This window comes from Bacillus sp. N5-665 (assembly GCF_022637375.2).
GTDB lineage: Bacteria > Bacillota > Bacilli > Bacillales > Bacillaceae_G > Bacillus_A > Bacillus_A wiedmannii.
Map to the genome: position 1 here is coordinate 4,195,076 of NZ_CP093325.1, position 23,172 is coordinate 4,218,247.

The 23,172-nt window shown below is 34.7% G+C and carries 30 protein-coding genes, 1 pseudogene and 1 riboswitch; of the genes and pseudogenes, 6 read left to right on the forward strand and 25 right to left on the reverse strand.

From position 1 onward, the window contains the following. Positions 1 to 8: 8 nt before the first annotated feature. A complete protein-coding gene (locus MNO09_RS24105) occupies positions 9 to 1,103 on the reverse strand; it encodes an NAD(P)H-dependent flavin oxidoreductase (protein WP_000495246.1) in 1,095 nt (364 codons plus the stop codon). Between the two features lie 115 nt (positions 1,104 to 1,218). On the opposite strand from MNO09_RS24105, the gene MNO09_RS24110 reads away from it, so the two are divergent. Further along, complete coding sequence (locus MNO09_RS24110) at positions 1,219 to 2,139, forward strand: S66 peptidase family protein (protein WP_088106964.1); 921 nt, start codon at positions 1,219 to 1,221, stop codon at positions 2,137 to 2,139. 27 nt (positions 2,140 to 2,166) lie between these two features. On the opposite strand, the gene MNO09_RS24115 is transcribed toward MNO09_RS24110, so the two are convergent. The 3 genes from MNO09_RS24115 to MNO09_RS24125 form a co-directional block, all read right to left on the reverse strand. Further along, positions 2,167 to 2,565, reverse strand: a complete 399-nt coding sequence (locus MNO09_RS24115; RefSeq protein ID WP_241950061.1) for an SseB family protein — start codon at positions 2,563 to 2,565, stop codon at positions 2,167 to 2,169. 85 nt (positions 2,566 to 2,650) lie between these two features. Then, a complete protein-coding gene (locus MNO09_RS24120; RefSeq protein WP_000184441.1) occupies positions 2,651 to 3,205 on the reverse strand; it encodes a cysteine hydrolase family protein in 555 nt (184 codons plus the stop codon). After that, positions 3,198 to 3,689, reverse strand: coding sequence for a carboxymuconolactone decarboxylase family protein (locus MNO09_RS24125; protein WP_097860091.1), 492 nt, complete (start codon positions 3,687 to 3,689; stop codon positions 3,198 to 3,200). The genes MNO09_RS24120 and MNO09_RS24125 overlap by 8 nt, the downstream gene beginning before the upstream one ends. Positions 3,690 to 3,752: 63 nt before the next feature. Here MNO09_RS24125 and MNO09_RS24130 point away from each other — a divergent pair, with 63 nt between their 5' ends. Continuing rightward, entirely contained in the window at positions 3,753 to 4,205 is a 453-nt protein-coding gene (locus MNO09_RS24130; protein ID WP_001175491.1) for an Lrp/AsnC family transcriptional regulator, read from the forward strand. Between the two features lie 100 nt (positions 4,206 to 4,305). Beyond that, positions 4,306 to 4,488 (forward strand): DUF3913 family protein, encoded by a 183-nt coding sequence (locus tag MNO09_RS24135; protein WP_000707104.1) that lies wholly within the window; start codon positions 4,306 to 4,308, stop codon positions 4,486 to 4,488. Positions 4,489 to 4,517: 29 nt separating this feature from the next. Here MNO09_RS24135 and MNO09_RS24140 read toward each other — a convergent pair whose 3' ends face one another. The 12 genes and pseudogenes from MNO09_RS24140 to ykzS form a co-directional block, all read right to left on the reverse strand. After that, positions 4,518 to 5,531 carry a CPBP family intramembrane glutamic endopeptidase gene (locus MNO09_RS24140; protein WP_000558815.1) on the reverse strand — a complete coding sequence of 338 codons (1,014 nt, stop codon included), beginning with the start codon at positions 5,529 to 5,531 and terminating at the stop codon, positions 4,518 to 4,520. A 194-nt stretch (positions 5,532 to 5,725) separates the two neighbouring features. Next, positions 5,726 to 6,502 (reverse strand): ABC transporter permease, encoded by a 777-nt coding sequence (locus tag MNO09_RS24145; protein WP_000475441.1) that lies wholly within the window; start codon positions 6,500 to 6,502, stop codon positions 5,726 to 5,728. After that, positions 6,502 to 7,404 carry an ABC transporter ATP-binding protein gene (locus MNO09_RS24150; protein ID WP_000528799.1) on the reverse strand — a complete coding sequence of 301 codons (903 nt, stop codon included), beginning with the start codon at positions 7,402 to 7,404 and terminating at the stop codon, positions 6,502 to 6,504. The genes MNO09_RS24145 and MNO09_RS24150 overlap by 1 nt, the downstream gene beginning before the upstream one ends. A 14-nt stretch (positions 7,405 to 7,418) precedes the next feature. Then, the gene (locus MNO09_RS24155; RefSeq protein WP_000647930.1) at positions 7,419 to 8,213 is read right to left on the reverse strand and encodes a hypothetical protein; all 795 of its coding nucleotides are present in this window, start codon (positions 8,211 to 8,213) and stop codon (positions 7,419 to 7,421) included. Further along, on the reverse strand, positions 8,210 to 8,908 hold the full coding sequence (locus MNO09_RS24160) for an ABC transporter ATP-binding protein (RefSeq protein ID WP_000137713.1): 699 nt from the start codon (positions 8,906 to 8,908) through the stop codon (positions 8,210 to 8,212). Before MNO09_RS24160 ends, MNO09_RS24155 begins: the two co-directional genes overlap by 4 nt. Then, the gene (locus MNO09_RS24165; RefSeq protein WP_000687513.1) at positions 8,905 to 9,285 is read right to left on the reverse strand and encodes a GntR family transcriptional regulator; all 381 of its coding nucleotides are present in this window, start codon (positions 9,283 to 9,285) and stop codon (positions 8,905 to 8,907) included. Before MNO09_RS24165 ends, MNO09_RS24160 begins: the two co-directional genes overlap by 4 nt. Before the next feature lie 216 nt (positions 9,286 to 9,501). Next, positions 9,502 to 10,470, reverse strand: coding sequence for a class 1b ribonucleoside-diphosphate reductase subunit beta (nrdF, locus tag MNO09_RS24170; RefSeq protein ID WP_001203019.1), 969 nt, complete (start codon positions 10,468 to 10,470; stop codon positions 9,502 to 9,504). A gap of 93 nt (positions 10,471 to 10,563) precedes the next feature. Then, the gene (locus tag MNO09_RS24175; protein WP_347280222.1) at positions 10,564 to 11,460 is read right to left on the reverse strand and encodes a ribonucleotide reductase barrel domain-containing protein; all 897 of its coding nucleotides are present in this window, start codon (positions 11,458 to 11,460) and stop codon (positions 10,564 to 10,566) included. A 436-nt stretch (positions 11,461 to 11,896) separates the two neighbouring features. Further along, a pseudogene (locus tag MNO09_RS24180) lies at positions 11,897 to 13,024 on the reverse strand (ribonucleotide reductase barrel domain-containing protein); the annotation flags it as partial. Beyond that, complete coding sequence (gene nrdI, locus MNO09_RS24185; RefSeq protein WP_000634376.1) at positions 13,011 to 13,370, reverse strand: class Ib ribonucleoside-diphosphate reductase assembly flavoprotein NrdI; 360 nt, start codon at positions 13,368 to 13,370, stop codon at positions 13,011 to 13,013. The pseudogene MNO09_RS24180 and the gene nrdI, both read right to left, overlap by 14 nt. Before the next feature lie 476 nt (positions 13,371 to 13,846). After that, positions 13,847 to 14,164 (reverse strand): hypothetical protein, encoded by a 318-nt coding sequence (locus MNO09_RS24190; protein WP_000502200.1) that lies wholly within the window; start codon positions 14,162 to 14,164, stop codon positions 13,847 to 13,849. A gap of 26 nt (positions 14,165 to 14,190) precedes the next feature. After that, positions 14,191 to 14,385 carry a protein YkzS gene (gene ykzS, locus MNO09_RS24195; RefSeq protein ID WP_000344283.1) on the reverse strand — a complete coding sequence of 65 codons (195 nt, stop codon included), beginning with the start codon at positions 14,383 to 14,385 and terminating at the stop codon, positions 14,191 to 14,193. A 244-nt stretch (positions 14,386 to 14,629) separates the two neighbouring features. Between ykzS and MNO09_RS24200 the strand changes: the two genes are divergently transcribed. After that, positions 14,630 to 15,208 (forward strand): GNAT family N-acetyltransferase, encoded by a 579-nt coding sequence (locus MNO09_RS24200; protein WP_000619522.1) that lies wholly within the window; start codon positions 14,630 to 14,632, stop codon positions 15,206 to 15,208. Positions 15,209 to 15,245: 37 nt separating this feature from the next. On the opposite strand, the gene MNO09_RS24205 is transcribed toward MNO09_RS24200, so the two are convergent. Both MNO09_RS24205 and MNO09_RS24210 read right to left on the reverse strand, forming a co-directional pair. Next, complete coding sequence (locus MNO09_RS24205) at positions 15,246 to 15,848, reverse strand: histidine phosphatase family protein (RefSeq protein WP_000703110.1); 603 nt, start codon at positions 15,846 to 15,848, stop codon at positions 15,246 to 15,248. An 88-nt stretch (positions 15,849 to 15,936) separates the two neighbouring features. Further along, positions 15,937 to 16,092, reverse strand: a complete 156-nt coding sequence (locus MNO09_RS24210; protein ID WP_002096778.1) for a hypothetical protein — start codon at positions 16,090 to 16,092, stop codon at positions 15,937 to 15,939. A 264-nt stretch (positions 16,093 to 16,356) separates the two neighbouring features. Between MNO09_RS24210 and MNO09_RS24215 the strand changes: the two genes are divergently transcribed. Further along, a complete protein-coding gene (locus MNO09_RS24215) occupies positions 16,357 to 16,542 on the forward strand; it encodes a YkvS family protein (RefSeq protein ID WP_001165081.1) in 186 nt (61 codons plus the stop codon). A 55-nt stretch (positions 16,543 to 16,597) separates the two neighbouring features. Here the strand turns inward: MNO09_RS24215 and queF are convergent, their stop codons facing one another. Genes queF through queC form a run of 4 tightly spaced genes read right to left on the reverse strand, consistent with a single transcriptional unit; the run spans position 16,598 to position 18,976 of the window. Next, positions 16,598 to 17,095: a preQ(1) synthase gene (gene queF, locus MNO09_RS24220; RefSeq protein ID WP_000918895.1), complete on the reverse strand. Its 498-nt coding sequence runs from the start codon at positions 17,093 to 17,095 to the stop codon at positions 16,598 to 16,600. A gap of 18 nt (positions 17,096 to 17,113) precedes the next feature. Further along, positions 17,114 to 17,830: a 7-carboxy-7-deazaguanine synthase QueE gene (gene queE, locus MNO09_RS24225; protein WP_000036302.1), complete on the reverse strand. Its 717-nt coding sequence runs from the start codon at positions 17,828 to 17,830 to the stop codon at positions 17,114 to 17,116. Beyond that, on the reverse strand, positions 17,823 to 18,314 hold the full coding sequence (gene queD, locus MNO09_RS24230) for a 6-carboxytetrahydropterin synthase QueD (RefSeq protein ID WP_000368411.1): 492 nt from the start codon (positions 18,312 to 18,314) through the stop codon (positions 17,823 to 17,825). The genes queE and queD overlap by 8 nt, the downstream gene beginning before the upstream one ends. Next, the gene (queC, locus tag MNO09_RS24235; RefSeq protein ID WP_000711595.1) at positions 18,314 to 18,976 is read right to left on the reverse strand and encodes a 7-cyano-7-deazaguanine synthase QueC; all 663 of its coding nucleotides are present in this window, start codon (positions 18,974 to 18,976) and stop codon (positions 18,314 to 18,316) included. Before queC ends, queD begins: the two co-directional genes overlap by 1 nt. Positions 18,977 to 19,069: 93 nt before the next feature. Beyond that, positions 19,070 to 19,113: riboswitch (PreQ1 riboswitch) on the reverse strand. A 207-nt stretch (positions 19,114 to 19,320) separates the two neighbouring features. Here queC and kinB point away from each other — a divergent pair. After that, positions 19,321 to 20,529, forward strand: coding sequence for a sporulation sensor histidine kinase KinB (gene kinB, locus MNO09_RS24240; RefSeq protein ID WP_002096779.1), 1,209 nt, complete (start codon positions 19,321 to 19,323; stop codon positions 20,527 to 20,529). Between the two features lie 11 nt (positions 20,530 to 20,540). On the opposite strand, the gene MNO09_RS24245 is transcribed toward kinB, so the two are convergent. From MNO09_RS24245 to MNO09_RS24255, 3 genes are all read right to left on the reverse strand, one after another. Then, on the reverse strand, positions 20,541 to 20,657 hold the full coding sequence (locus MNO09_RS24245) for a DUF6254 family protein (protein ID WP_000038254.1): 117 nt from the start codon (positions 20,655 to 20,657) through the stop codon (positions 20,541 to 20,543). A 100-nt stretch (positions 20,658 to 20,757) separates the two neighbouring features. Then, positions 20,758 to 21,291, reverse strand: coding sequence for a DinB family protein (locus MNO09_RS24250; RefSeq protein ID WP_000941959.1), 534 nt, complete (start codon positions 21,289 to 21,291; stop codon positions 20,758 to 20,760). Positions 21,292 to 21,430: 139 nt separating this feature from the next. Further along, positions 21,431 to 23,125, reverse strand: coding sequence for a M3 family oligoendopeptidase (locus MNO09_RS24255; protein WP_000008594.1), 1,695 nt, complete (start codon positions 23,123 to 23,125; stop codon positions 21,431 to 21,433). Positions 23,126 to 23,172: the final 47 nt, after the last annotated feature.

The following is a 23,172-nucleotide window of genomic DNA, read 5'->3' on the forward strand; positions in this document are numbered from 1 at the left end:
CACTTGAATTATTCAAGTGGTCTTTTTCTATATATATTTTGTAATTGTTCGATTGCGTTCTCTGCTTCTTTCATAACTCGCTCCACTACATGCTGAGCTGATTCTATTCGTGCTAATGATGACGCTTGCCCTGCCCAAAGCGACATGTATTCTCCTTTATTTTGTTTTGCTGCTTCTTGGCGTATTTTAGAGGTTAATACATTTTGCACTGGATACATCGGAAGCCCTTCTTCTTTCCCTTCATGTCTCTCTATAAATTCATTACGAATACCCCGCGCATATTTCCCGGAAAACGCACGGGTCACAGTTGTACTCGTATCTGTACTATGTAAAACTGCTTCTTTATACACATCATGCGTAATACTTTCTTCACTCGTTAAAAAGGCCGATCCCATTTGAACAGCTTCTGCCCTCAGTGAAAATGCCGCAACAAGCCCTTGTCCGTTCATTACACCACCTGCTGCAACAATTGGGATATGCGGGACTGCTGCTACTAACTGCGGAATTAATGCAAACGTCCCAATCATAGCGTCCTGTTCTTTCCCAATAAACGTTCCTCTATGCCCTCCTGCCTCGCTACCTTGACCGACAATAATGTCTACTCCTAATTCAGCAAGCACTTTCGCCTCTGCCACATGAGTAGCTGTTCCGATGACTTTGATTTCTCTTCTTTTCAATTCATCTATTTCTTCTTTTTCTAACATTTGAAATGCAAAGCTAACGACTGGCACTTTTTCTTCTACTAACACTTGTAATTGTTCTTTATAACTTTTTGGAAGCTTTAACTGCTCTTCTTCCTCTATACCGAATTCTCTATTCACTCCGCTAAGTAATCCCTTGGCCAAGTTTATCTTCTCTTCTTCTATTTGTATCTCTTTCGTTAACAGTAAATTAACACCGAAAGGCTTATCAGTTCGTTCCCTTATTTTATTAATTGCTTCACGAATTTGCTCAGGGCTCATATAGCCTGCTCCAAGCGTTCCTAGTCCTCCGCTATTACTTACAGCTGCAACAAGCTCAGGCGTCGTAATCGCACCTGCCATACCTGCTTGAATGATGGGATACTTAATTTGTAATAGATCTATTACGCGACTTGTAAACATCATTTCTCCTCCTATTCCCCTTATATCTTCTTTATTTGACAAACTTTCCCCTTCTTTTACAAGGGTTGAACTTCATAGGAAGCGAATATATTGAAAGGGAAGGAGGCTAAAAACAATGATATATCCAAATGCGTTACAACAAGGTGATACAGTAATGGTTATTGCACCGTCCGGCCCACCAACAATTGAAAATGTATTAAAAGGGGTAACCCTATTACAAGAAATGGGTTTATCTGTAGTAATCGGGAAGAGTGTTTATGAGAAATATGGATATTTAGCTGGAAGTAATCAAGTTCGGCTCGATGATATACATGAAGCATTTACAAATAATGAAGTAAAGGCCATTTTCTGTGCACGAGGTGGTTACGGAAGTGCTCGTCTCCTCCCTCACATTCAATATGAAATCATTCAGCAGAATCCAAAAATCTTTTGGGGATATAGCGATATTACAGCTTTACATACGGCCTTTTCACGTTATGCAAAGCTTGTTACTTTTCATGGTCCAATGGTTGAAGAACTAGGTAAAGGTGTAGATTCTCTTTCTTTATCTTCTTTCAATCAACTATTCCATCCGTATTCAACCATCTTATCTGCTTCAGAATGTATCGTACCTACCTCTCCATGTACAGTTACAGGCACATTGGCGGGAGGAAATTTAACTGTATTAACGAGTATAATTGGCTCACCCTATGAGATAAATACTGCTAATAAACTTTTATTACTTGAAGACATTGGGGAAGAACCGTATCGCATTGACCGTATGTTAAATCAGCTACTTTTATCTGGCAAGTTTAATGAATGTAGCGGTATTATTTTTACAAGTTGTCACGACTGCACTCCTTCTAAACCATCTCAATCATTGCAAACAATACTATATGAATATTTCGCACCATATCATATACCTGTTCTATTCGGTTTACCGATTGGACATATAAGCCCAAACATCGGGATTCCTCTTGGAGCTACAGCGACAATAAATACAAATAATAAAACACTCTCTATTTCTTCTGGCGTAGCCAATCCGTATTCAAATTAAAAAGGAAAAGCGATTCCGCTTTTCCTTTTATTTATAATAATTAAAAATTCGTCCAGATGCGATATCTGCAACTTCTTCTGGAATAAATGTTTTACTTATATCAGTGCCAACATTTAATACTGCTGTAGCATCTTTCTCAATGCTACCCAATAATTCTTTTCCACGTATCGTAATAAGGGGCGTTCCTTCTGGCAACACGTCTTTTACAAATTCCATTTGTGTAAAGAACGGAACAATCCATCTACCCTCTCCTTGGAAATGACGCAAACGAAGTATTCCTTCTGTTGCCCCGTCCTCTGCTTCTAGTGAACCAGCAACATAAAACTCAGTAGATAAGAGCAATTCATAAAATTCCTTTTGCTTCTGTTTATCGTCCCCTGCTACAACAAGTACTTCTTCTATTCTCTTTACCGGAATTTGCTCCATATGATGCCACCCCTATTTCAAAATGATTGTACTTAAATTATACGAAATATTCTTATTTTTTTCTACATAATTCGCAATTATTTTCTTAAAATAATTTTAACACTTCTTTTGTCGTTACAATCGTAGCAAACTCTTCATGTAAATTTACAAGTGTCATATTGTGAATATCCTCTGCATTATACTCTTTACCATCTAGACCTTTACGGTTAAAAGTAGCCGGTGCATCACTCACTAAATACGTTGTAAATCCTAAATTTCCTGCCATTCGTGTCGTAGTCTCCACACAATGATTTGTCGTTAATCCTACAACCACTACTGCATTACATTTGTTCTCTCTTAATTGCTCTTCTAAATTTGTCCCAATGAACGCGCTGTTAACAGATTTCTGAATAATCACTTCACCTGGTAATGGCTTCAGCTCTTCTTTAAAGTTCACCGTTTCCGCTCCTTCATAAAACATCGATTGAGCATTTTCTTTATTTACATGTTTAATATGAAAAACTGGTCGTTTCCTTTTTCTCCATTCTGCTAATAACATTCTCATGTTTTCTTCAGCAAAAAGATTATTTCTCTCGCCCCAGTATGGTAACTGAAACGCCTTTTGTACATCAATTATAATAAGTGCTATTTGATTAGTCATCATTTTCTCCTTCATTCGGCTGTAATTGAAACAGAAAACCAAGTTGTTGTGACGCAGTAATAAAACAAATATAAGCGCAAAGCTCTACAATTTCTTTTTCCGTCCAATATTGTTTCAATGCATGAAACATATTATCATCTATTGCCTTTTTATCATGAACAAATGTATGTGCAAAAGTAACTGCTACACTCATTTCTTCTACTTTTTGCATATCATCAGGTCTTCCCTTTGCCATACAGTACGGACATTCATTCCCGTACGCTAATGTTCTTCTCACTTGCTCCTTCAACTCTGCTGAAAGTGTTCCTTTATTGTACAGTGTATTCTCTACCATACTCCATGAATGTAATAGATCTGGATTATGCCCTAATAACTTTTGAAACTTTGTAACTCCTACATTTGATAATGAAATTCTCTCCATCATTTCCCCTCCTATTTCCTTCCGTTTTATTGTAAAATAAATAAAGTTCACTTTACATTTCATATGAATCTTAATTTATATTTTTCCTTTACAAAAATTATTATTTTACTGGAGGTATATTTACAAATGCAACTAGACCGTGTCGATCGAAAGATTTTAAATGAATTATATAATGATAGTCGCCTTTCCATGCGTGAATTGGCGAAACGAGTAAACTTATCTGCTCCGTCTACTGCAGAACGTGTTCGCAAACTTGAAAGTGAAGGCGTGATTCAAAAGTACACAATTGATATCGATTATAAAAAAGCAGGACTTGTTTTAGATTGTATTTTAGAAATCACTTTAAAAAATGGTGATACAACACGTATGCAACAGTTTATTCAGTCTTATCCATCTGCAAGTTTTTGTTACCGAGTAACAGGAAGCTTATGCTACATTGTAAAAATTTCTGTTCCTTCACTCGTTGAACTTGAAGATTTTATCAATGATGTTTCTTCATATGCAACGACAGTTTCTCATATCGTATTATCAGAAGTATCTCTTACTCCTGATATTGAACATATCTTCCCAGAAGCTTAATTTATTTTTATTCAAAAAACATTTAAAAACCCCTTACATTAAGAATAAAAATAATATATTATGTATTAAAATACATAAAGTTCGAGAAAGGGGCTTTACATTGAAAATCTGGTTTTATGAAAAAACGGCACAATTAGACGACTTGCTTGGCATTTGGGATAATGTTCCCACTATCCCTCGAATTGGTGAAAAAGTGGAGATTTTAAAAACAGTCCGTATCGTTACAGATATTAAATATGTAAAGAACGGTAATAATTTTCGTGTAGAAATTATTACAAATTAAAAAGTAGCTCTTTAGGAGCTACTTTTTAATTATCTATCCTGTGCTTTCTTTATAACAATTTTATCTTCTTCTACAGATACTGTTACATAATCATTTTCTTCTAATCGAAGCTTATTTACAGCCTCATCTGGTAGCTCTACAGCCATCAGTCTATCTGTTACAATTACTTGACTATACACTTCATTTTCTTGTGATGCACTCACTACTTTTTCCTCATTTATAAAGCGTACTGGTGGCACACCTACTTCTTTTACTGTACGCCATTGCTTCCAAACGTAAGGAATTAACCAAAGTAACCCAACAACTGTAAGACCGATACCGATCCATAAATTACTTTGTGTTTGTAATTCAGTAATTGAGATTGCGCTACTCTCTTCTCCACCGACAAATTGCATACTTGTTGCAATTAAATTATTTAGAGCGTGCACAGCGATATTCGTCCATATATTTTTCGTCTTTATGTATAAAAGACACATTACAACACCAAACATGAACGCACCAATAACATCAAAATGTCCTAGACCAAAAATAAGTGAAGATACGATTACAGCTTTTTTAATGCCCCATTTATAAGCCATGCGCTGTAAAAAGAAGCCTCTAAAAATAACCTCTTCCATAATAGGTGCTAATACACATGCTGAAATGAAAGTAAATATCGTCATATATACGTTACTCGTGTTAATAATATTTCCGTCTTCTAACATAGTAACTAAGAAATTCGGTAACGTATGTGCTAATATGTAAAATTGAATATGAGATATACCAACTGAAAAAATCATTCCCATTATCGTTGCTAATACAATTAATCCCCACGGTAAACGTCCTGGCTTATCAAAAAAACTGTTAAATACAACATTATTTTTATTTGTTTTTACGTATAACCAAAATAACGGAAATACAAAAAATAATGTTATTTGTGAAATAACTTCCATCGTATTCTCAGAAACATTTGATAGACCTAATGGAATCATCGTAAGGAACACCCCTATAATCATCCATCCAAAAAAGCTACGTAGTCTTATACGTGAAAATGCATAGTGCATATAGAACACCCCCAAAGATAGTAAAATAAATGGTGTGATAACTAAATTATAATATGAATATAGTTGAAATTCTTCCTGTTTGTCTCAAACACTTTTGAACAACATATATAGTAATCATTCTTTTCTTTCAATTGAAATCTACGAGAAAGTTATGTAATAAAAATCCCCGTTTTTACAAGCGGGGATTTCTTCTATTATAATACGTCACGTTTTTGGAATAATGCACTTGATGCTACAAGTAATACAACAAAGTATGCAGCTACAAGTAATAATGAAGTTGTAAATGTAAACTCTGTAAATGTTGGTTCCGTTCCACCACTTACTAGTTTATTACTATCGTACACACTTAAATTTAAATGGAAAAACACTACAAATTTCGCTACACCTTTTGCAAACATCATCAGTACCATATTAATTGGTCCTTGTAAGAAGAAGAGGAACATCGTAATAATTAATGGTAATACAGACTTTCTAAACACGTTTGCTAAGAAAAATGCAAGTGTTGCAAAGAAGAACGGTGAAAGTACTTGATATAAAGTAGATTTCATTACGATTCCTACCGTTAATTCTGTTTTACTACCATCCATTACAATTCCACCAATAATCATTGCAATTAAAGTGCTAGCAAATATGATAAACACTATAGTAAGTAACACTGTAATATATTTAGAGAATAAAACTGTAATTCGTTTTCTTGGACGGATTAATAACTGCTTAATTGTACCTTTTTGGAACTCATCAGTAATCATACGAGAAGCAATCGTAATCCCAAAAATTGTTGCAAACAAAGTAATTAAACCAATCTCTGAACTTGCAAAATCTAAATATGATCCTTTAAATTCACTTCCGTCTCCCCATTTCAGCATCGCTAAAACTCCCAAAATCTCCAATACTGCAATGACACCAATTAAAATATACATACCTTTTTTCGCATGTAACTTTAAAAATTCATTTTGAATTAATTTAAACATTACGCTTTCACTCCCCCTGTAATCGCTAAGAACTCATCCTCTAACGTTTTATTTTGAACAGTAACTCCGTATACAAGCACATCGTCATTCACAAGTTTTTTTACAAGTTGTGGGATTTCTTCTTTCATTACAGATACTGCAATTACATTTCCTTGCGTCTTACCTTTAATGATTTCATTTGCTTTCTGTACTTGATCTACTTCAAATGCTACAACTACTGTCTCATCGTGTTTCGCTTGTTCGTGTAAGTTGTACTCCTGCACAAACTCACCTTGCTTAATAATAACGACGCGATCACACATTAGTTCAATTTCACTTAATAAGTGACTTGATACGATTACAGCAATATTCTCTTCTTTCGCTAAACGTTGTAAATAATCACGAATTTGGCGAATACCAGCTGGATCTAATCCATTTGTTGGCTCATCTAAAATTAAGATTTTTGGCTGATGAAGTAATGCCTGTGCAATTCCTAAACGTTGTTTCATACCAAGTGAATATGTTTTCACCTTTTTATGAATCGCATGCTCTAATTCGACAAGCTTTACAATCTCAGCAATGCGCTCTTTACTAATTGGTGTAATTGCCATATTCGCAAAATGCTTTAAGTTTTGCATTCCAGTCATATAATCATATAGTTCAGGATTTTCTACAATCGCTCCAATTTGCTCTAGCGCCTTTTCACGCTCCGTGCGAATACTATGACCACAAATTGTAATATCGCCCTCTGTCATTGATATAAGACCTGTCATCATACGAATTGTCGTCGTTTTACCACTACCGTTCGGTCCAAGAAACCCGTACACTTCCCCTTCGCGAACTTCAAATGATAAACCGCGGATAATTTCCGTTCCACCAATCTTTTTTCGAACATTCTCTAACTTTACTACTACGTTTCCCAATGTCGATTCCTCCTTTAGACTTCTAGTTTTTTATCGATTATGCGACCTGTTATATAAACAAGTAGAACAAATATACCGATTGAAAAAGTAAGACTATATAAATTCATAAGTCTTTCTGGATATAATATGAGATTCATATCCGCCGATTCATCTATATAAACTAATTTTTTAATAAAAGTAGGTATAGGCGCAAGTCGGCCCAGCATTTCATATATCAGATTGATTACTTTCGTTACTAGTAAAAATAGGAAGAAAATAATTACGTACTCCATTTTTTTCTTTTTCAAAGAAAATACTTTCACACCAGCTACTATAAAAAGTAAGACTAACAATATACTTGATAAATTAAATACATATAACACGCTACTAAATAACTGCTTTACCATATCTAGCGTAAGTGTACTTTCGGTAAATAACAATTCATGGAGTTCTGTACCTTTTATTACTTTCATCGAGATACTATAGAAAAACATAGCACCTATTAATTCAAAACACATTAAGCTAATTGCTGCATATGACAATATTGCTAAAACAATTTTTTTACCAGATATCGGTGTTAACCGAAATAATTTACTTTCAGTCATTTTCCCAAACGCAGACATCGCCTGCAGAAATACTAATACCGCAAAAATTAAATAAACTAAGAATACTAAAGCAATTGTAATCATTTGCCTTACTTCTCCTGATTCTTGTTTAATATAATTCCCCATACTTACAAAAGCGACAGCTGCAATAAATATGAATGACAATAACGAAATGAAAATTTGTTTTTTATTCGCATTGTACATATATATTAAACTGGCCTTCATCTACTAAACACCTCCTTAAACACATCTGTGACAGCTTTTCCTCGTTGGAAACGTAATTCCTCTACATTTTCATGCAGTACACTTTCACCATCTTTTAAAAAGATTACTTCGTCAAAAATATTTTCCACTTCTCCAATTAAATGTGTTGCAATTAAAATCGTACAATCTTCGCGATAAAACTGTAAAATAAGTTCTAATACGTGTTCTCTAGAAACAAGATCAATTCCGCCAAGCGGTTCATCTAGTACGTATAACTTTGCTTTCCTCGAAAATGTTAAAATAATTTGTAGCTTTTCAACCATACCTTTTGATAAAGCTGTAATTTTTTCTTCTAACGGTATTTTAAATTCCGCAATCGTATCTACCGCTTTTTGAATGTCGAAGTCTTTATAAAAATCTCGATAGAAGAATAAAGAATCTTTTACCGTCATCCAATCATCAAATACTGGTTTATCCGACATAAAAGAAACAATTTCTTTCGTTTCTAATCCTACTTTTTTACCAGCGATTGTAATACTGCCTTCAGAAGGATGCTGCAGACCGGCAATCATTTTCAATAACGTCGTTTTCCCGCTTCCGTTATCTCCGACGAGTCCTATAATTTTCCCTTCCGTAATCTCTATGTTTAATTCACGGATCACTGCTTTTAATCCGTATCTCTTCCATAAGTTTTCTATTTTTAATAACTCTGTCATTCGCTCTCCTCCCTCTTCTCATGTAATGAAGAACGAAGGATTGTAAGAATTTCTTCTTCTGAAAAACCTAAATTGTCCATTCCATCTATAAAAGAATGAAGTAATTCTTTCGCCATCTCTTTTCGCAGCTCCATAATTTTCTCCCCTTCATTCGTTACATATCGACCCATTCCTCTACGTGTTACAACAACCCCATCCCGTTCTAGCTCTTGAAATGTACGCTGAATCGTATTTGGATTTACTTGTAATTCACTCGCTAATTCACGTACAGAGGGAATTTTATCACCAGGCAATAAATGTCCTGTTACGATTTCTTTTTTTATGTATTCCATTACCTGAATGTATATTGGTGTATTTGGAGAAAACTCTATTTTCATTTCTTCCCTCCTTTTGTATTGGTGTACTAGTTAAATAATACACCGATACAAAAGGATTGTAAATACCCATTTAATTACAAAAAAGTTCTATCCAGCTAATGGATAGAACTTTTTTAACGAAAATCGTTATACGAAAATAATAGTGTTATGTAAACAAATCCATAAAGAAAAGCTGTCTTATCAATGAATAAGACAGCTTTTCTTTATGATCGTATATTAAAAATTAAACACGAAGTCATCGTCAGATAACTTTTCAACGTTCGTTGCTTTTACGTAACCATTCCCTTTTACAGAGAAGAAATCATGGTTTTTCGTATCTGTACGTAAACCATTTAAAACGATTGGGTTAATTTCTTCTTCTTCAAACTTCGGCTCAAGTCCTAAGTTCATAAGTCCTTTATTCGCATTGTAACGAACGAAACGATTTACATCCTCTACAAGACCGATAGAAGTGTAAATTTCTTCTGTGTATGCCATTTCAATTTCATATAGTTCCATTAATAACTCTTGTGTTTCTTTTTGCACTTCTTGTTGATCTTCTGCAGAAAGTTCTGCGAAGAGTTGTTGTGCTAAAATACCGACGAATACGCCGTGAATTGACTCATCACGAATTATTAGGTTAATAATCTCACCACTTGCCGTCAATTTACCTTGACCTGCTAAGTAAAGTGGGTAGAAGAATCCACTATAGAATAAGTAACTTTCTAAAAATACACTTGCTACCATTGCCATGTATAACTCTTTTTTCGTTACTTCAGGCTTTAATAAACGACGATAGTAACTAGTAACAATACCAGCTTTTTTCTCAAGTAATGGATGATTGTCTACCCATTCAAAAATATCATCAATTTCTTCTTCTGTAGCTAACGTTGTGAAAATATGACTGTAACTCTTCGCATGTACTTCTTCCATAGCTCCCATGAAAGCTAATACACTTTTCGCTTGTAAATTTTCAAGATGAACAAGTACAAGTGGCATCCCTTCGCCACCTTGTTTCGTATCTAAAAGTGTTAAACCACCTAATACACGCTTATAAGCAACCTGCTCTTCTTTTGATAATTGTGCCCAAGTATTTTTGTCAGAAGATACCGCGATTTCTTCTTCTGTCCAAAACTGAGCGATGTTTTGCTTCCAAAACATTAAACTAAAATCATCTTCTTTTTTGTTCCAGTTTACCGCACGCATTCAATCGCCCCTTCTCTAAATAAACATGAAAAATTGATAACTAAGCATGAGCAGGGTTCAGAAAACCCTGCTCATGATGTCTCACTTTTTATATTAAACGGTACAAGCTACGCACTCTTCCACGCTTAACTTACGTGTTCTCGTATAATACAGACTCTTTAAGCCTTTTTTATGTGCATAGATGTAGTAACGTGCTAACTCACGTGTTGAAATATCACTGTTAACGTAAAGAATTGTACTAATTCCTTGGTCAATATGTTCTTGGATTTCTGCGATTAAATCAATTAATTTAAACTGATTCATATCGTAAGAAGATTTATAGTACCAGAACGTATCTTTTGATAAATACGGCATTGGATAATATGTTGTCGCATTCGCATATGTTCTTGATTCGATTTGACTTACGATCGGCATTACGCTTGAAGTTGCATTTTGAACGTAACTGATAGATTGTGTTGGAGCGATAGCAAGACGGTATGAATTATATAATCCATTCTTCTTCACTTGCTCTTTTAAACTTGTCCAATCTTCTTTTGTTGGAATATGAATTCCTTCAAATAGTTGCTGAACCTTTTCAGTTACTGGGCTGTAATCTGTCGTTTCATATTTTTCAAAGTATGTGCCATTTGCATAATCAGACTTATCGAAGTCTTTAAATGTTTCGCCTTTTTCTTTAGCGATTTCCATACTTTTCTCAATAGAGTAGTAATTTAACATCATAAAGAATGTACGAGCGAACTCTTTCGCTTCTGCACTTTCATATGCAATTTTGTTTTTTGATAAATATCCGTGTAAGTTCATTGCGCCAAGTCCAACTGAATGAAGCTCATCATTTGCTTTTTTCACAGTTGGTGCATTCGGAATGATCGTCATATCAGAAACAGCTGTTAAAGCTTCCATTCCCGCATGAACGGCTTCACGAATTTCTTTATTTTCCATTACATTTACGATATTTAACGATCCTAAGTTACAGTTAATATCACGACGGATAATATCCTCTGTACCGTAATCATTTATTTCAGAAGTTTCTTGAAGCTGGAAGATTTCTGTCTCGAATGTTCAACCGAGTCCGCTACTCCTCAGTCCGTTGCTCATGCAACTGCTGTATGTCACCATACAGGACAGACTATATCATCACCTACAGCATTACCTGATTAGGTGCTCCGCTTTTCGAACGCCAATCGCTTGCGCTCTACTCCCATAAGGGATAGTCGTTAGGCTTTTACTTATCTTAATCTTTCAGAAAGTCTCTTATTACTTTATGTTGTCCCATAACTCTGCTATACAAAATAATAAGATACATTCTGAACTTTTATATGTTCATTCTAAGATAAGATTTAGCACGGTAGGTTACCTCAAATTTGAGGCTTTCCCCGTTTAACGGAGTTTTCGACTAGCATTTCTACTAGAAGGTGCTACATATTTAACACAAGTTCGACATCTTCACAGTTCCAATATCCTTCAGTGGATGTTGGTTATTTGCATTTGATTTAAACATTAAGTATGGGTAACCAGACTCAAGCTGAATCATAGCAATTTTAATAAGCATATCACGTGCACTAATATCTAGCGGCTTCTTCTTCACTTTCGGATTGCTCATTAATTCATCGTACATTTCATCAATATCAATATCATCTAAATGCTTTCCGTATTCTTTATACACCGTATAAGGCGCGAAAACATGGAAAGGTTCGTTTTTCTCAGCAAGCTCGAAGAACTTACTTGGAACGATAATTCCGATTGATAGAGACTGAATACGGCTCTTCTCATCGGCATTTATTTTTTTTGTATCAAGGAATTCAATAATATCCCAATGGAAAATGTTTAAGTATACTGCGCCGGCTCCTTTTCGTTGCCCAAGCTGATTCGCATATGAAAACGAATCTTCAAGTAATTTCATAACAGGTACTACACCACTTGCAGCATTATCGATACCTTTAATTTGCTCACCGCGTGCACGTAGCTTAGATAAGTTTAAAGCTACTCCACCGCCGATTTTTGATAATTGCATTGCAGTATTAATGTTAAAGCCGATTGAATTTAAGCTATCATCCATCTCTAACAAGAAACAAGACACCATTTCTCCTCTTCTGCTTCGTCCCGCATTTAAAAAGGTTGGTGTCGCTGGTTGGTAGTTTTGTTTTACAATCATGCTTGCGAAGTGTTTTGCCTTCGCAACATCACCGCGTCCTAAGTATAATGAAACAATTGCTACACGATCTTCATAGCTTTCTAAGTATTGTTTTTGATCATTTGTTTTTAACGCATAATCTTTGTAGAACTTAGATGCTGCCATATAAGATTGGAACTCGAAGTTTTCACCATAAGCGATGTTATATACCTCTTCTACTTCCTCCAAGCTATACTCGTCCAGAACGTTGTAATAGTAATCATGTTCTTTCATATACTCCATTCGCTCTGCCACGCTATTAAAATGAACGGTATTCTCTCTAGCTTCTTCCATAAAGACTTCTAATGCCTCTTTATCTTTATGAAGCTGATAAAAACCGTCCTGCATTTGCGTGATTTCATTATTCAGTTCAATGTGTCGCAATCTCCCGCACCCTTTCCTTAAAATATTCTACATCGTTATTTGTTCCTGATAACTCAAATTTTGATACAATAGGCACTTCATATTTAGCAGAAATTTTGTCAGCACTTGCACCGAACATGTCTCCCCAGTTACGATTGCCGCTTGCAGATACGCCTTTTAATTTTTCATTATTGCGCTCTAAAAATTCTAAAACACGTTCTGGTACATTGCCAAAACCTGTTGTATACGTAATTAAAACAAAGTCTTCATCTATTACTAGATCTTCACCAATTTGAACGGCCGGCATATTTAATTTGTGAATGAAACGCTTCACGTTTCCTGTCATAGAATCATATGCAACTATCATTTCCGACCCTCCCTCTCCAATCTATACTCTCTGTATGTTGTTTCTTGATTTCTCTATATATTGTATTACGTTTCAAAATAAGACACAAGATATATGTATAAATTCTTTCTTTTTTTAAATTTTACTTTTCGACAAGACAGTCGATTTTTTTCAATACAATGACTATGAAACAACATTCTAAAACTCATGTCAATAAAGTGCTTTTCAAAAAAGTTGTCAACGAATTTAACCTTATTTTTAAAAAAGTTACCAATATATTTTGTCATAAAACGGCAAATGCTGGAGGAATATATTTCTCCAGCATCACGAAAAAAAGAACAGACATGAAACGATAATCTGTTCTAAAAAACGATTACATTTATCAATTTTACTTTATTAAATATTATACATATACTTTCGGTTCGCGTTACATACTAAAAGATAACTATTATAGAAAAAGATTATTATTATGGAAATTCAATTTATTTATGAAAAGATTATTCAGAGTGCTCAATACGCAAAATATCTTTTACAAATATATGATGTGGATTTTCATCTTTATCAATCATTGTACATACAGGAGCTTCTTCATCAAAGTACACAATCATTCCTTCTACGTACTGAAATGTATGTTGAACTTGTACAGTTACTTTAATTTCTACAGCCTCTTCATATGCTCTTTTTATTTTCTGAAGCATTTTTGCCGAACACTTTCGTTTCTCTGGGTACATGACCATCCCCATAAACCTATTGCCGGCTCTATCTTTCCACATATAATCCCAATGCGGTAATATGCCTTGTTTAAAATCGCCCATAATTCTCCTCCCCTATATTCTTCTAGTTACGAACGTGGCGTTTCTGAATATGTATAAATTACTTGTCCGCCGCGCTGCGCGTTTCCAATAATATGTTTAAAATCTTCACGCCCTACTACAACTTTCCTAAACGTATAAAATACATCTTTCGTTGCAACATACTCCTTTATTTCACCATTTTTCAGCTGATCCAAAATTGTATTTGCTAATTGTTCATCCATGTATTTCACCTCTATGCAATATTTTATTTTATCGTATATTCTATAGGTCAACAACTGTAAAATTATCCAGGTGCTATACCTTCATTTCATTTTCATTATTCACAAACGATATTACTTTACTATATGTCCACTAAATATCATATACTAACATAGCTACTTCTCTATATCAAACATTTCGACATTCAATTATGCAAAGTTCCATACCACTATGCTACAATATATAAATAGAACTAGGAGGGATACTATGATTCGGAAAGCAAAAAAGACAGATGCGAAGGCAATTGCGCCTTTATTGTATAACGCTCTGCACGAAATTGCTGAAAAAATCACAGGTAGCACTGTTGAAACAGAAGTATTACTAGGACTTGAAACATGGTTCTCAAAAGAGAGAAATCGACTGAGCTACGAAAACTGTTTTGTATATGAACAAGACGGAATTGCGGTCGGAATTATTGTCGCTTATCACGGTAGTGAAGCAACAATGCTTGATGCGCCAATTGTTCGTCACTTAAGAGAATTACATAAAAATGAGTCGATTACGTTAGAAAAAGAAGCTGAGCTTGATGAATATTACATTGATACATTATCAGTTTCAAGTGCATATGGCGGAAAAGGAATTGGTTCTAAATTAATTGAAGCTGCTGAAATCCATGCAACTGAAAAGGAGTATGAAAAAATCGCATTACTTGTTAATTTAGAAAACAAACGTGCCTATTCACTATATGAAAAACTAGGTTATAAAAAAGATCAAATCGTTATGCTTGTAGGCGAACCTTATGCACATCTCGTAAAAACATTAAACATCAAAATTTCTATATCTTAACATAAAAGCACACGATTTATATATAAATCGTGTGCTTTTATGTTAATTTTGTATTTAATACATTTCCATCCATCGCTTCGTGGAATGTATAGGTTGTACATCCCCATGGCTTCCTATGTAAAATAGGAGAACCAGACCATCCCATCGCTCTCAGCTCCGCACCAACCATTGCATTAATGTAATTATGACCTACAAGAGCAATACTTCCATGTACGAGAGCATAACGGTGTAATAAGTAAGCTGCTTGCCTTGCCCTCTCTCTTACTTCCTTATAAGACTCAACACCTTTATGGTAACCAAGTATCCATAATGTTCGCCCGATAAACATCCATACGTTAGGTTTACATTTCAACCATGTTGGAGCATAAAAACTCGTCGGAATTTCAGCTTCCCTAAAAAGAGAATTTTGCATAAAAGATAAAGAATTCATTAATTCAGCTGCTGACTGTATAGCACACCTTTGATCACTCGTTACAATCAACTTTGCTGCTTCAACCGCTTCCATTGTTTCCATTGGTATAGGTGCTTTTTCTGTTATAGTATGTAAGTCATATCCTTTCATCCATTCATGAAAGGATGTAACCGTCATTGGTTCTATAGTACGATCTAAGCGGCCATGACGAATAAAAGAAATCTTCATTCTTTCCACTCTCCATTCATCACTTACGAACTCTATTATGTACTATTTTTAAATATCATACCACGCAAAAAAAGAAAGTTATACACCTTTACATATCCCCGCCACTCTCATGTGTGACCCCAGCATGTATACCATCCATCCCATCAAAATATGTAGTCGTTTCATGATGACGAATCTTTTTTAAATTTATATAAGAAAATACAAATAAAGTTAATGCTATAACACTCCCCACAAATTCAAACATCATTTTACCGCCTCTAATTTCTCCCACTTTAGTAGGTTATTGTATATTTTTCATTATACCCCTATATAAAGATACACGCATTTAAACCGTTCTTTTTTTCTAATAACTTGGAGTTCTTGCATATTTTCTTACAAAATGTGAATATTTTTCGAATTTTTACTTTGGAAACATTTACAAACTAGACAATATGGTTCAAAATAAGAGGAAATAAAAAAAAACCAAAATTATTCTTTTTTTGGAAAACTGTAACAAGGAGAGTTGCTTATGCAGATCGCAGAAACTGGAGATATCATTGAATTTAAAGGTGGAATGCAAGGCCGTGTTCAAAAAGTAAATCAAAACTCCGTTATTGTAGATATAACAATTATGGAAAATTTTAGAGAACTAGATATGGAACCTCTTACAGTTGTAAGTCATAAAAACTATACTGTCATTAATCAAAATGCATAATATAATAGAAAGAAAGGATCTGTATGTTATACAGATCCTTTCTTTCTATTATATATTAACGATTATCAATTGTTTCTGGATATAGATCATGGTTCATCATGCGGTAGTCTGCCATTTGTTCATACTTCGTGCCTGGGCGACCGTAGTTGCAGTAAGGATCAATTGAAATCCCTCCACGTGGTGTGAATTTCCCCCATACCTCAATGTAACGCGGATCCATTAATTTAATTAAATCATTCATAATAACGTTCATGCAATCTTCGTGGAAGTCACCATGATTGCGGAAACTAAATAAATATAGCTTTAAAGATTTACTCTCTACCATTCTTTGTTCTGGAATGTAGCTAATATAAATTGTTGCAAAATCTGGTTGACCTGTTTTCGGACATAAGCTTGTAAATTCAGGGCAATTAAATTTCACAAAATAATCACGGTTTGGATGATTGTTATCAAATACCTCTAAAATTTCTGGGCTATATTCAAATAAATATTTTGTATTTTGATTTCCTAATAATGTTACATCTTTTAAATCTTCATCTAATCTTCCTGCCATTTTAAACATCCCTTCTCATTATACTCCGCGTTTATTTCCCCATACTAACGCATGAAGCTGTGGCAATACTTTTGCATTATTCATTTCTTTACAGTTAACCGCTTTTTCAATAAGCCACTCATATTTATCTAATAATTTTTTAATCAACATCGCATCATCCACAGTTTTTGTATCATCATTCCCTACTTGTAAGAAGAATGGAACATCTGGATAACGTTCGTGCATCTTAACTGCATACTCAAAGTCATAATCGTCAAATACTACTACCTTTAAACTAATATCTTTTCCTGCTAGTTTCTGAATAACAGCATCTAACTTCTGAAAATCAGTATTCATCGTCGAACTTGGTGGTTTTGGAGAAATCGTTATCTCATCAATTTGAAGTAACCAATCTTGCCATTTACTCCCTTGCGTTTCGATTGCCGTCCGCATTCCATTCTCTTTTAATATAGAAAGAAGAAACTCAATATTTTTCAACAATGCTGGATTTCCACCTGAAATCGTAACATGAGAAAAATTTTCGCCACCAATTTCTACAAGCTCGTTCCAAACGTCCTCTGCTGTCATCTGTCTAATTTGTTCCTTAGCCGATCCATCCCACGTAAAAGCAGAATCACACCATGCGCAACTATAATCACAGCCAGCTGTACGGATAAACATCGTCTTTTGTCCCACAACCATTCCTTCGCCTTGAATAGTCGGACCAAATATTTCTAAGACAGGAATTTTACTCATCGAGCATCCACTCCCGTCTTACTTCCGCATAACTAGTTGGCGTCTCGAAAAGACGAACAAATTCAACACGAGCTCCTTTATATTCGTTCGCACGATTATCTTTTAGTAATGCTTCTGCCATCTTTTCATAAATCCAAACGACCATGTTTTCAGCAGTCGTATTCATTGCTGGTAACGTTTCGTTTAAATAACGATGGTCTAAATAAATTTCTATTTCATTCTTCCAAATTTCTTTTATATCTCCAAAGTCAATCGCAAGACCTATTTCATTTACATATCCACTAATCCCAAATACAACTTTATATGTGTGACCATGTAAGTTTTTACATTTCCCCTCATAACAGTGTAAATGGTGTGCTGCATCAAATGTAAATTCCTTGCTGACCATTACTCTTTTATTATGATATTTGAGCTGTTTACGCTGAATATCCTTGTCCATTTTTTGCAAATTTTCTACGATGCGAAATCCAAAGAAATTATCCATTAGTTATTTGCTCCTTCGCGTTCTTGTAGGTACGTATCTAATCCTGCTTTACGAAGCTGACATGCTGGACATTCACCGCAACCATCACCAATGATTCCGTTATAACATGTTAATGTTTTTTCTCGAACAAATTCGAATGCTCCAAGTTCATCTGATAATTTCCATGTTTCCGCTTTATCAATCCACATAAGTGGTGTATGAATTACGAACGGATAATCCATGGATAAATTTAAAGTAACGTTTAACGATTTCACAAACACGTCACGGCAATCTGGATAACCACTAAAATCAGTTTCACATACACCGGTTACAATATGACGTGCCCCAACTTGTTTTGCTAATACAGCAGCAAATGATAGGAATAGTAAATTTCGTCCATCTACAAACGTCGATGGCAATTCACCTTCTTCATGTGTAATCTCCATATCCGTTCTAGTTAACGCATTTGGAGCAAGTTGATTTAATAGACTCATATCTAGTACCGTATGTTTAATTCCTAGCTCTTTTGCAATTTCCGCTGCACAATCAATTTCTAGCTTATGACGTTGATTGTAATTAAACGTTACAGCTTCTACTTCTGCAAACTGCTCTATTGCCCAAAATAAACATGTCGTACTATCTTGTCCTCCACTAAAAACAACAACTGCCTTTTCTTTTTTCATTTCACTCATTCTCCTTCTCTACTACGAATAAGAAGAAAGAACGTTCTTGAACTGTCACAATAAAAAAACAAAACAATACCTAAAGATATTGTTGTTTCCATAGTTTTTTATAGAGGGAGTTCGCGAACCTCTCCCGTGCAATGCACGGAATTCCTTCTTTCATTGACAAAGCTTATTGTAACATATTGTATACTACCATAAAAAATTTCTGATTTTTCCGCTATTTTTCATTTCATTTCTTTCATTTTATAGTATGATTAATTTAATGCGAGAAGAGAGGAGGCATACCACTGAAACCCTTTATTATTTATCTCTTTCTAAATATATTATTCATCCTTGTTACAATGCTCGTATACCATCTATTTTGGAATCAAAAAGGGAAACGTTCTCCTAAATTAAATTCAGCTATATTTATTGCATTATGTTGCCTCGCTACCATACTATGTATTACTTTCGGAGCAAAAACAAATTATGGATTTCAATTTGATATGCGCCATATCGTATTAATTGTCGGTACATTAACAGGAGGCCCTATTGCTGGTGCTTCCATCTTAACTGTATTAAACATATACCGCTTCTTATTAGGGGGAATAGGTGTTTTCCCATCGCTTATCGGTTCTATCCTTCTATTTATTGTCCTACTATTTACATATAAAGTTTTCAATCGAACTTCTAATCGTATAAAAGTAGCACTTGCCATTATCTACAGTCTCACATACGGATTTAGTTGGATACCTTTCTTCCTTTCAAAGGTTACAAATAAGACTGATTATATACCACATATTATTGTGTATGAGTTATGTACGATACTTGGTACGATACTTATTTTATATTTACTACACATATTACAAACTCAAGTTCGTCTTCAAAACGAACTTATGAATGCTGAAAAGTTTCATTTAATTGGAGAAATGGCAGCGTCCATTTCTCATGAGATTCGTAATCCATTAACTTCAACAAAAGGATTTTTACAACTTTTGCAGTCAGATACATGCACTGAGCAAGAGCGAAAATTATATATCGACATAGCCATTAACGGAATCGAACAAGCAAATCACGTTCTTACAGATTATTTAACCTTTGCAAAACCAAGTATTGAAAAAGAACAAACATTACAGTTAGAAGAAGAACTACTACACGCATTAGCGTTAATTACACCTCTTGCTAATTTAGCAAATGTGCGTACTCATTATATAAAGCAAAGCACTTCTTTTTTTATCGCGGGAGAAAAACAAAAACTAAATCAATGCTTGTTAAATATTTTAAAAAACTGCATTGAGGCCATGCCAAAAGGCGGTGATCTTTATTTCTCATTAGTTCCTGATCATAAGCATATTCAGTTATATATAAAGGATACAGGAGTTGGTATGGATCAAGAACAAGTAAAACGCCTTGGATCCCCTTTCTACTCAACGAAAGAAAAAGGAACTGGTCTTGGAATGATGGTCGTATTCAGTGTTATTCAAGCTATGAACGGAAAAATTGATATTATAAGCGAAAAAGGTACAGGTACAACCTTCTTATTAACTTTTCCACTCATACAAAAAACGTGATGAAATACTCATCACGTTTTTTCTGTTCCTTCAACTAATTCAGCAAAGGCTTTCACTTTACCATGTGGTTTTTGATTTTCTTTACGTGCTTTCCACGCGCGCTCTTCTTCTTTCTTTTTCTTGGACATACTTTTCAACTCCTTCTGTTCTTTCTCCATGTAGTATTCCAAAATAAGAAAGAAAACTATGCACGCATCAAAAAAGAAGTGGTCTCCCACTTCCTTCTGATTATCGTTGCAAAATTGCGTGTTTCGCCTCTTTTAACTGCGTAAGATGTCTTTGTTCATGCAAATCAAGAAATTGAACCCACTGATACAAATTCAAATCATTAAAAATAGGATGCTTTAATCCATTTTCAAATAAATCTTTTTCATCTATCACACTATGAAGCGCGTGTAATAGTTCTTGTCGTGAATGCTCTAGTAATTGAATTCCTTGCTGTTTTTTCATTAAAGTTTCTGTTGGTTCCATTTGCTGAGGAGCTTCTCGTTTATGTGTGCGATCAAGCGTAAGTTGGAGGTCTTTAAATGGAGTCGTGTTTCTTTCATTTTTTTGTAAAGCATATACAAGGGCAGATGTAACTGATTGTTCAACTAAATGCAAGTGATGCAAAATTTGAATAATACTCCATTTATCACGGCGTGGCTTTACATTCACTTCTGTATCATTTAACATTTCAATTTCTGATAATAGCGTGCTTCGAGTAGACTTTAATGAGTTCACCAAACTTTCTAAACTCACATCCATATTAGATTGAAGCATACTTCTTTCCCCCCTTTTTGTTGGTGAAAAGAGGTGCTCCTTATTAGAAACACCTCTTTAGTATTCTGAATTTTCTTTTATTATCTCATCATTTTCTCGTTATGTCGATGTTAAACATGTGAAAAAAAGCGCATGTTTTTTACAATTTTGTGTCGTCAATCGCACGTAGCCACGCTTCAATTTCTGTAATGACACTTTTCACACAACCTTCAGCAAATGGTGATGTTAAATTTGCAACTTCTACTAATTCCAAGAATGATTTACTTCCACCTTGTTGACACAGATTCACATAATCTTCCCATGCCTCTTGTCTATTATCTCTTGCACGTTTCCAAAATTGCAGTGCGCAAATTTGTGCTAATGTGTAGTCGATATAGTAGAACGGCGAGCTATAAATATGACCTTGACGTTGCCAGAATCCACCGCGCTCTAAATAATCATTATCTTCATAATCACGATGCGGCAAATACTTTTTCTCTATATTACGCCATGCTGTCTTACGCTCTTCTGGTGATGCTTCTGGATTTTCATATACATAATGTTGATATTCGTCAACAGATACACCATACGGTAAAAACAGAAGTGCTGAACTTAAGTGAGAGAAATAATATTTATCTGCATCTTCTTCAAAGAATGACTTCATCCATGGCCATGTAAAGAATTCCATACTCATAGAATGAATTTCACATGCTTCATACGTTGGCCAATTGTATTCTGGAATTTCAAACTTACGACTTTCATATACTTGGAAAGCATGACCAGCTTCATGTGTTAATACATCAATGTCGCCAGATGTTCCGTTGAAGTTTGAGAAAATAAATGGCGCTTTATAATTCTCAATATATGTACAATATCCGCCACCAGCTTTTCCTTTTTTCGCAACTAAATCTAATAAATCATTATCTAGCATGAAATTGAAAAATTCATCCGTTTCAGCCGATAACTCTTTATACATCGTTTTCCCATGATTAACAATCCAATCCGCATCTCCTTTTGGAGTTGGATTACCAGTAGCAAACTCAAAGTTTTCGTCGTAATATGCTAACTTCTCTACACCGATACGTGCTTGTTGTCGTTTTCTTAATTCCGTTGTAACGGGAACGATATAATCAAGTACTTGCTGACGATAATTCGCGACCATTTCCGCATTATAATCTGTACGGTACATTCTTGCATATCCAAGTTCAACAAAGTTTTTGAAACCTAAAGATTTGGCGATTTTCGTTCTCACTTTAACAAGCTCATCATAAATACGATCTAACTCTTGCTCATTCTCAGCTAAAAATCCGTAATATGCTTCACTTGCTACTTTACGTTCACTTCTTTCTTTCCCTTGCATAAATGGAATAAGCTGTGATAACGTTCTTTCTTCTCCTGCAAAGTCAATTTTTGCAGATGCCAATAACTGCGTATATTGTGAAGACAATTTATTCTCTAATTGTAAATCTTTCACAACTTCATCAGAGTATGTTTTTAAATCACACTCCGCTAAAGCAAATAATTGCTTTCCATAATACGCTTCTAATTCTTCACGGAATGGAGAATGAATTAACGCATTATAATACTTTGTACCATATCCTTGTACAACTGGAGAGAATTCATCAAAGAAATCTTGCTCTTCCTTATAAAAAGCATCTGTCGTATCAACAGAATGACGAATGTAACAAAGATTCCCCATTGTACCGAAGTCGTTGCGAATTTCATTAATTGAATTGATGACTTGTTTTTGTTCTTCTACCGTTTTTACGTTATCAAACTTCTCTAAAGCAACAGTAAACTTTTCTTTTAATTCTTCAATATTTGGCCGTTTATATTCATAGTCTTTAAATGACATGAACGAGCCTCCTCTCCATTATGTGCATCCTTATATAATTCAATGCT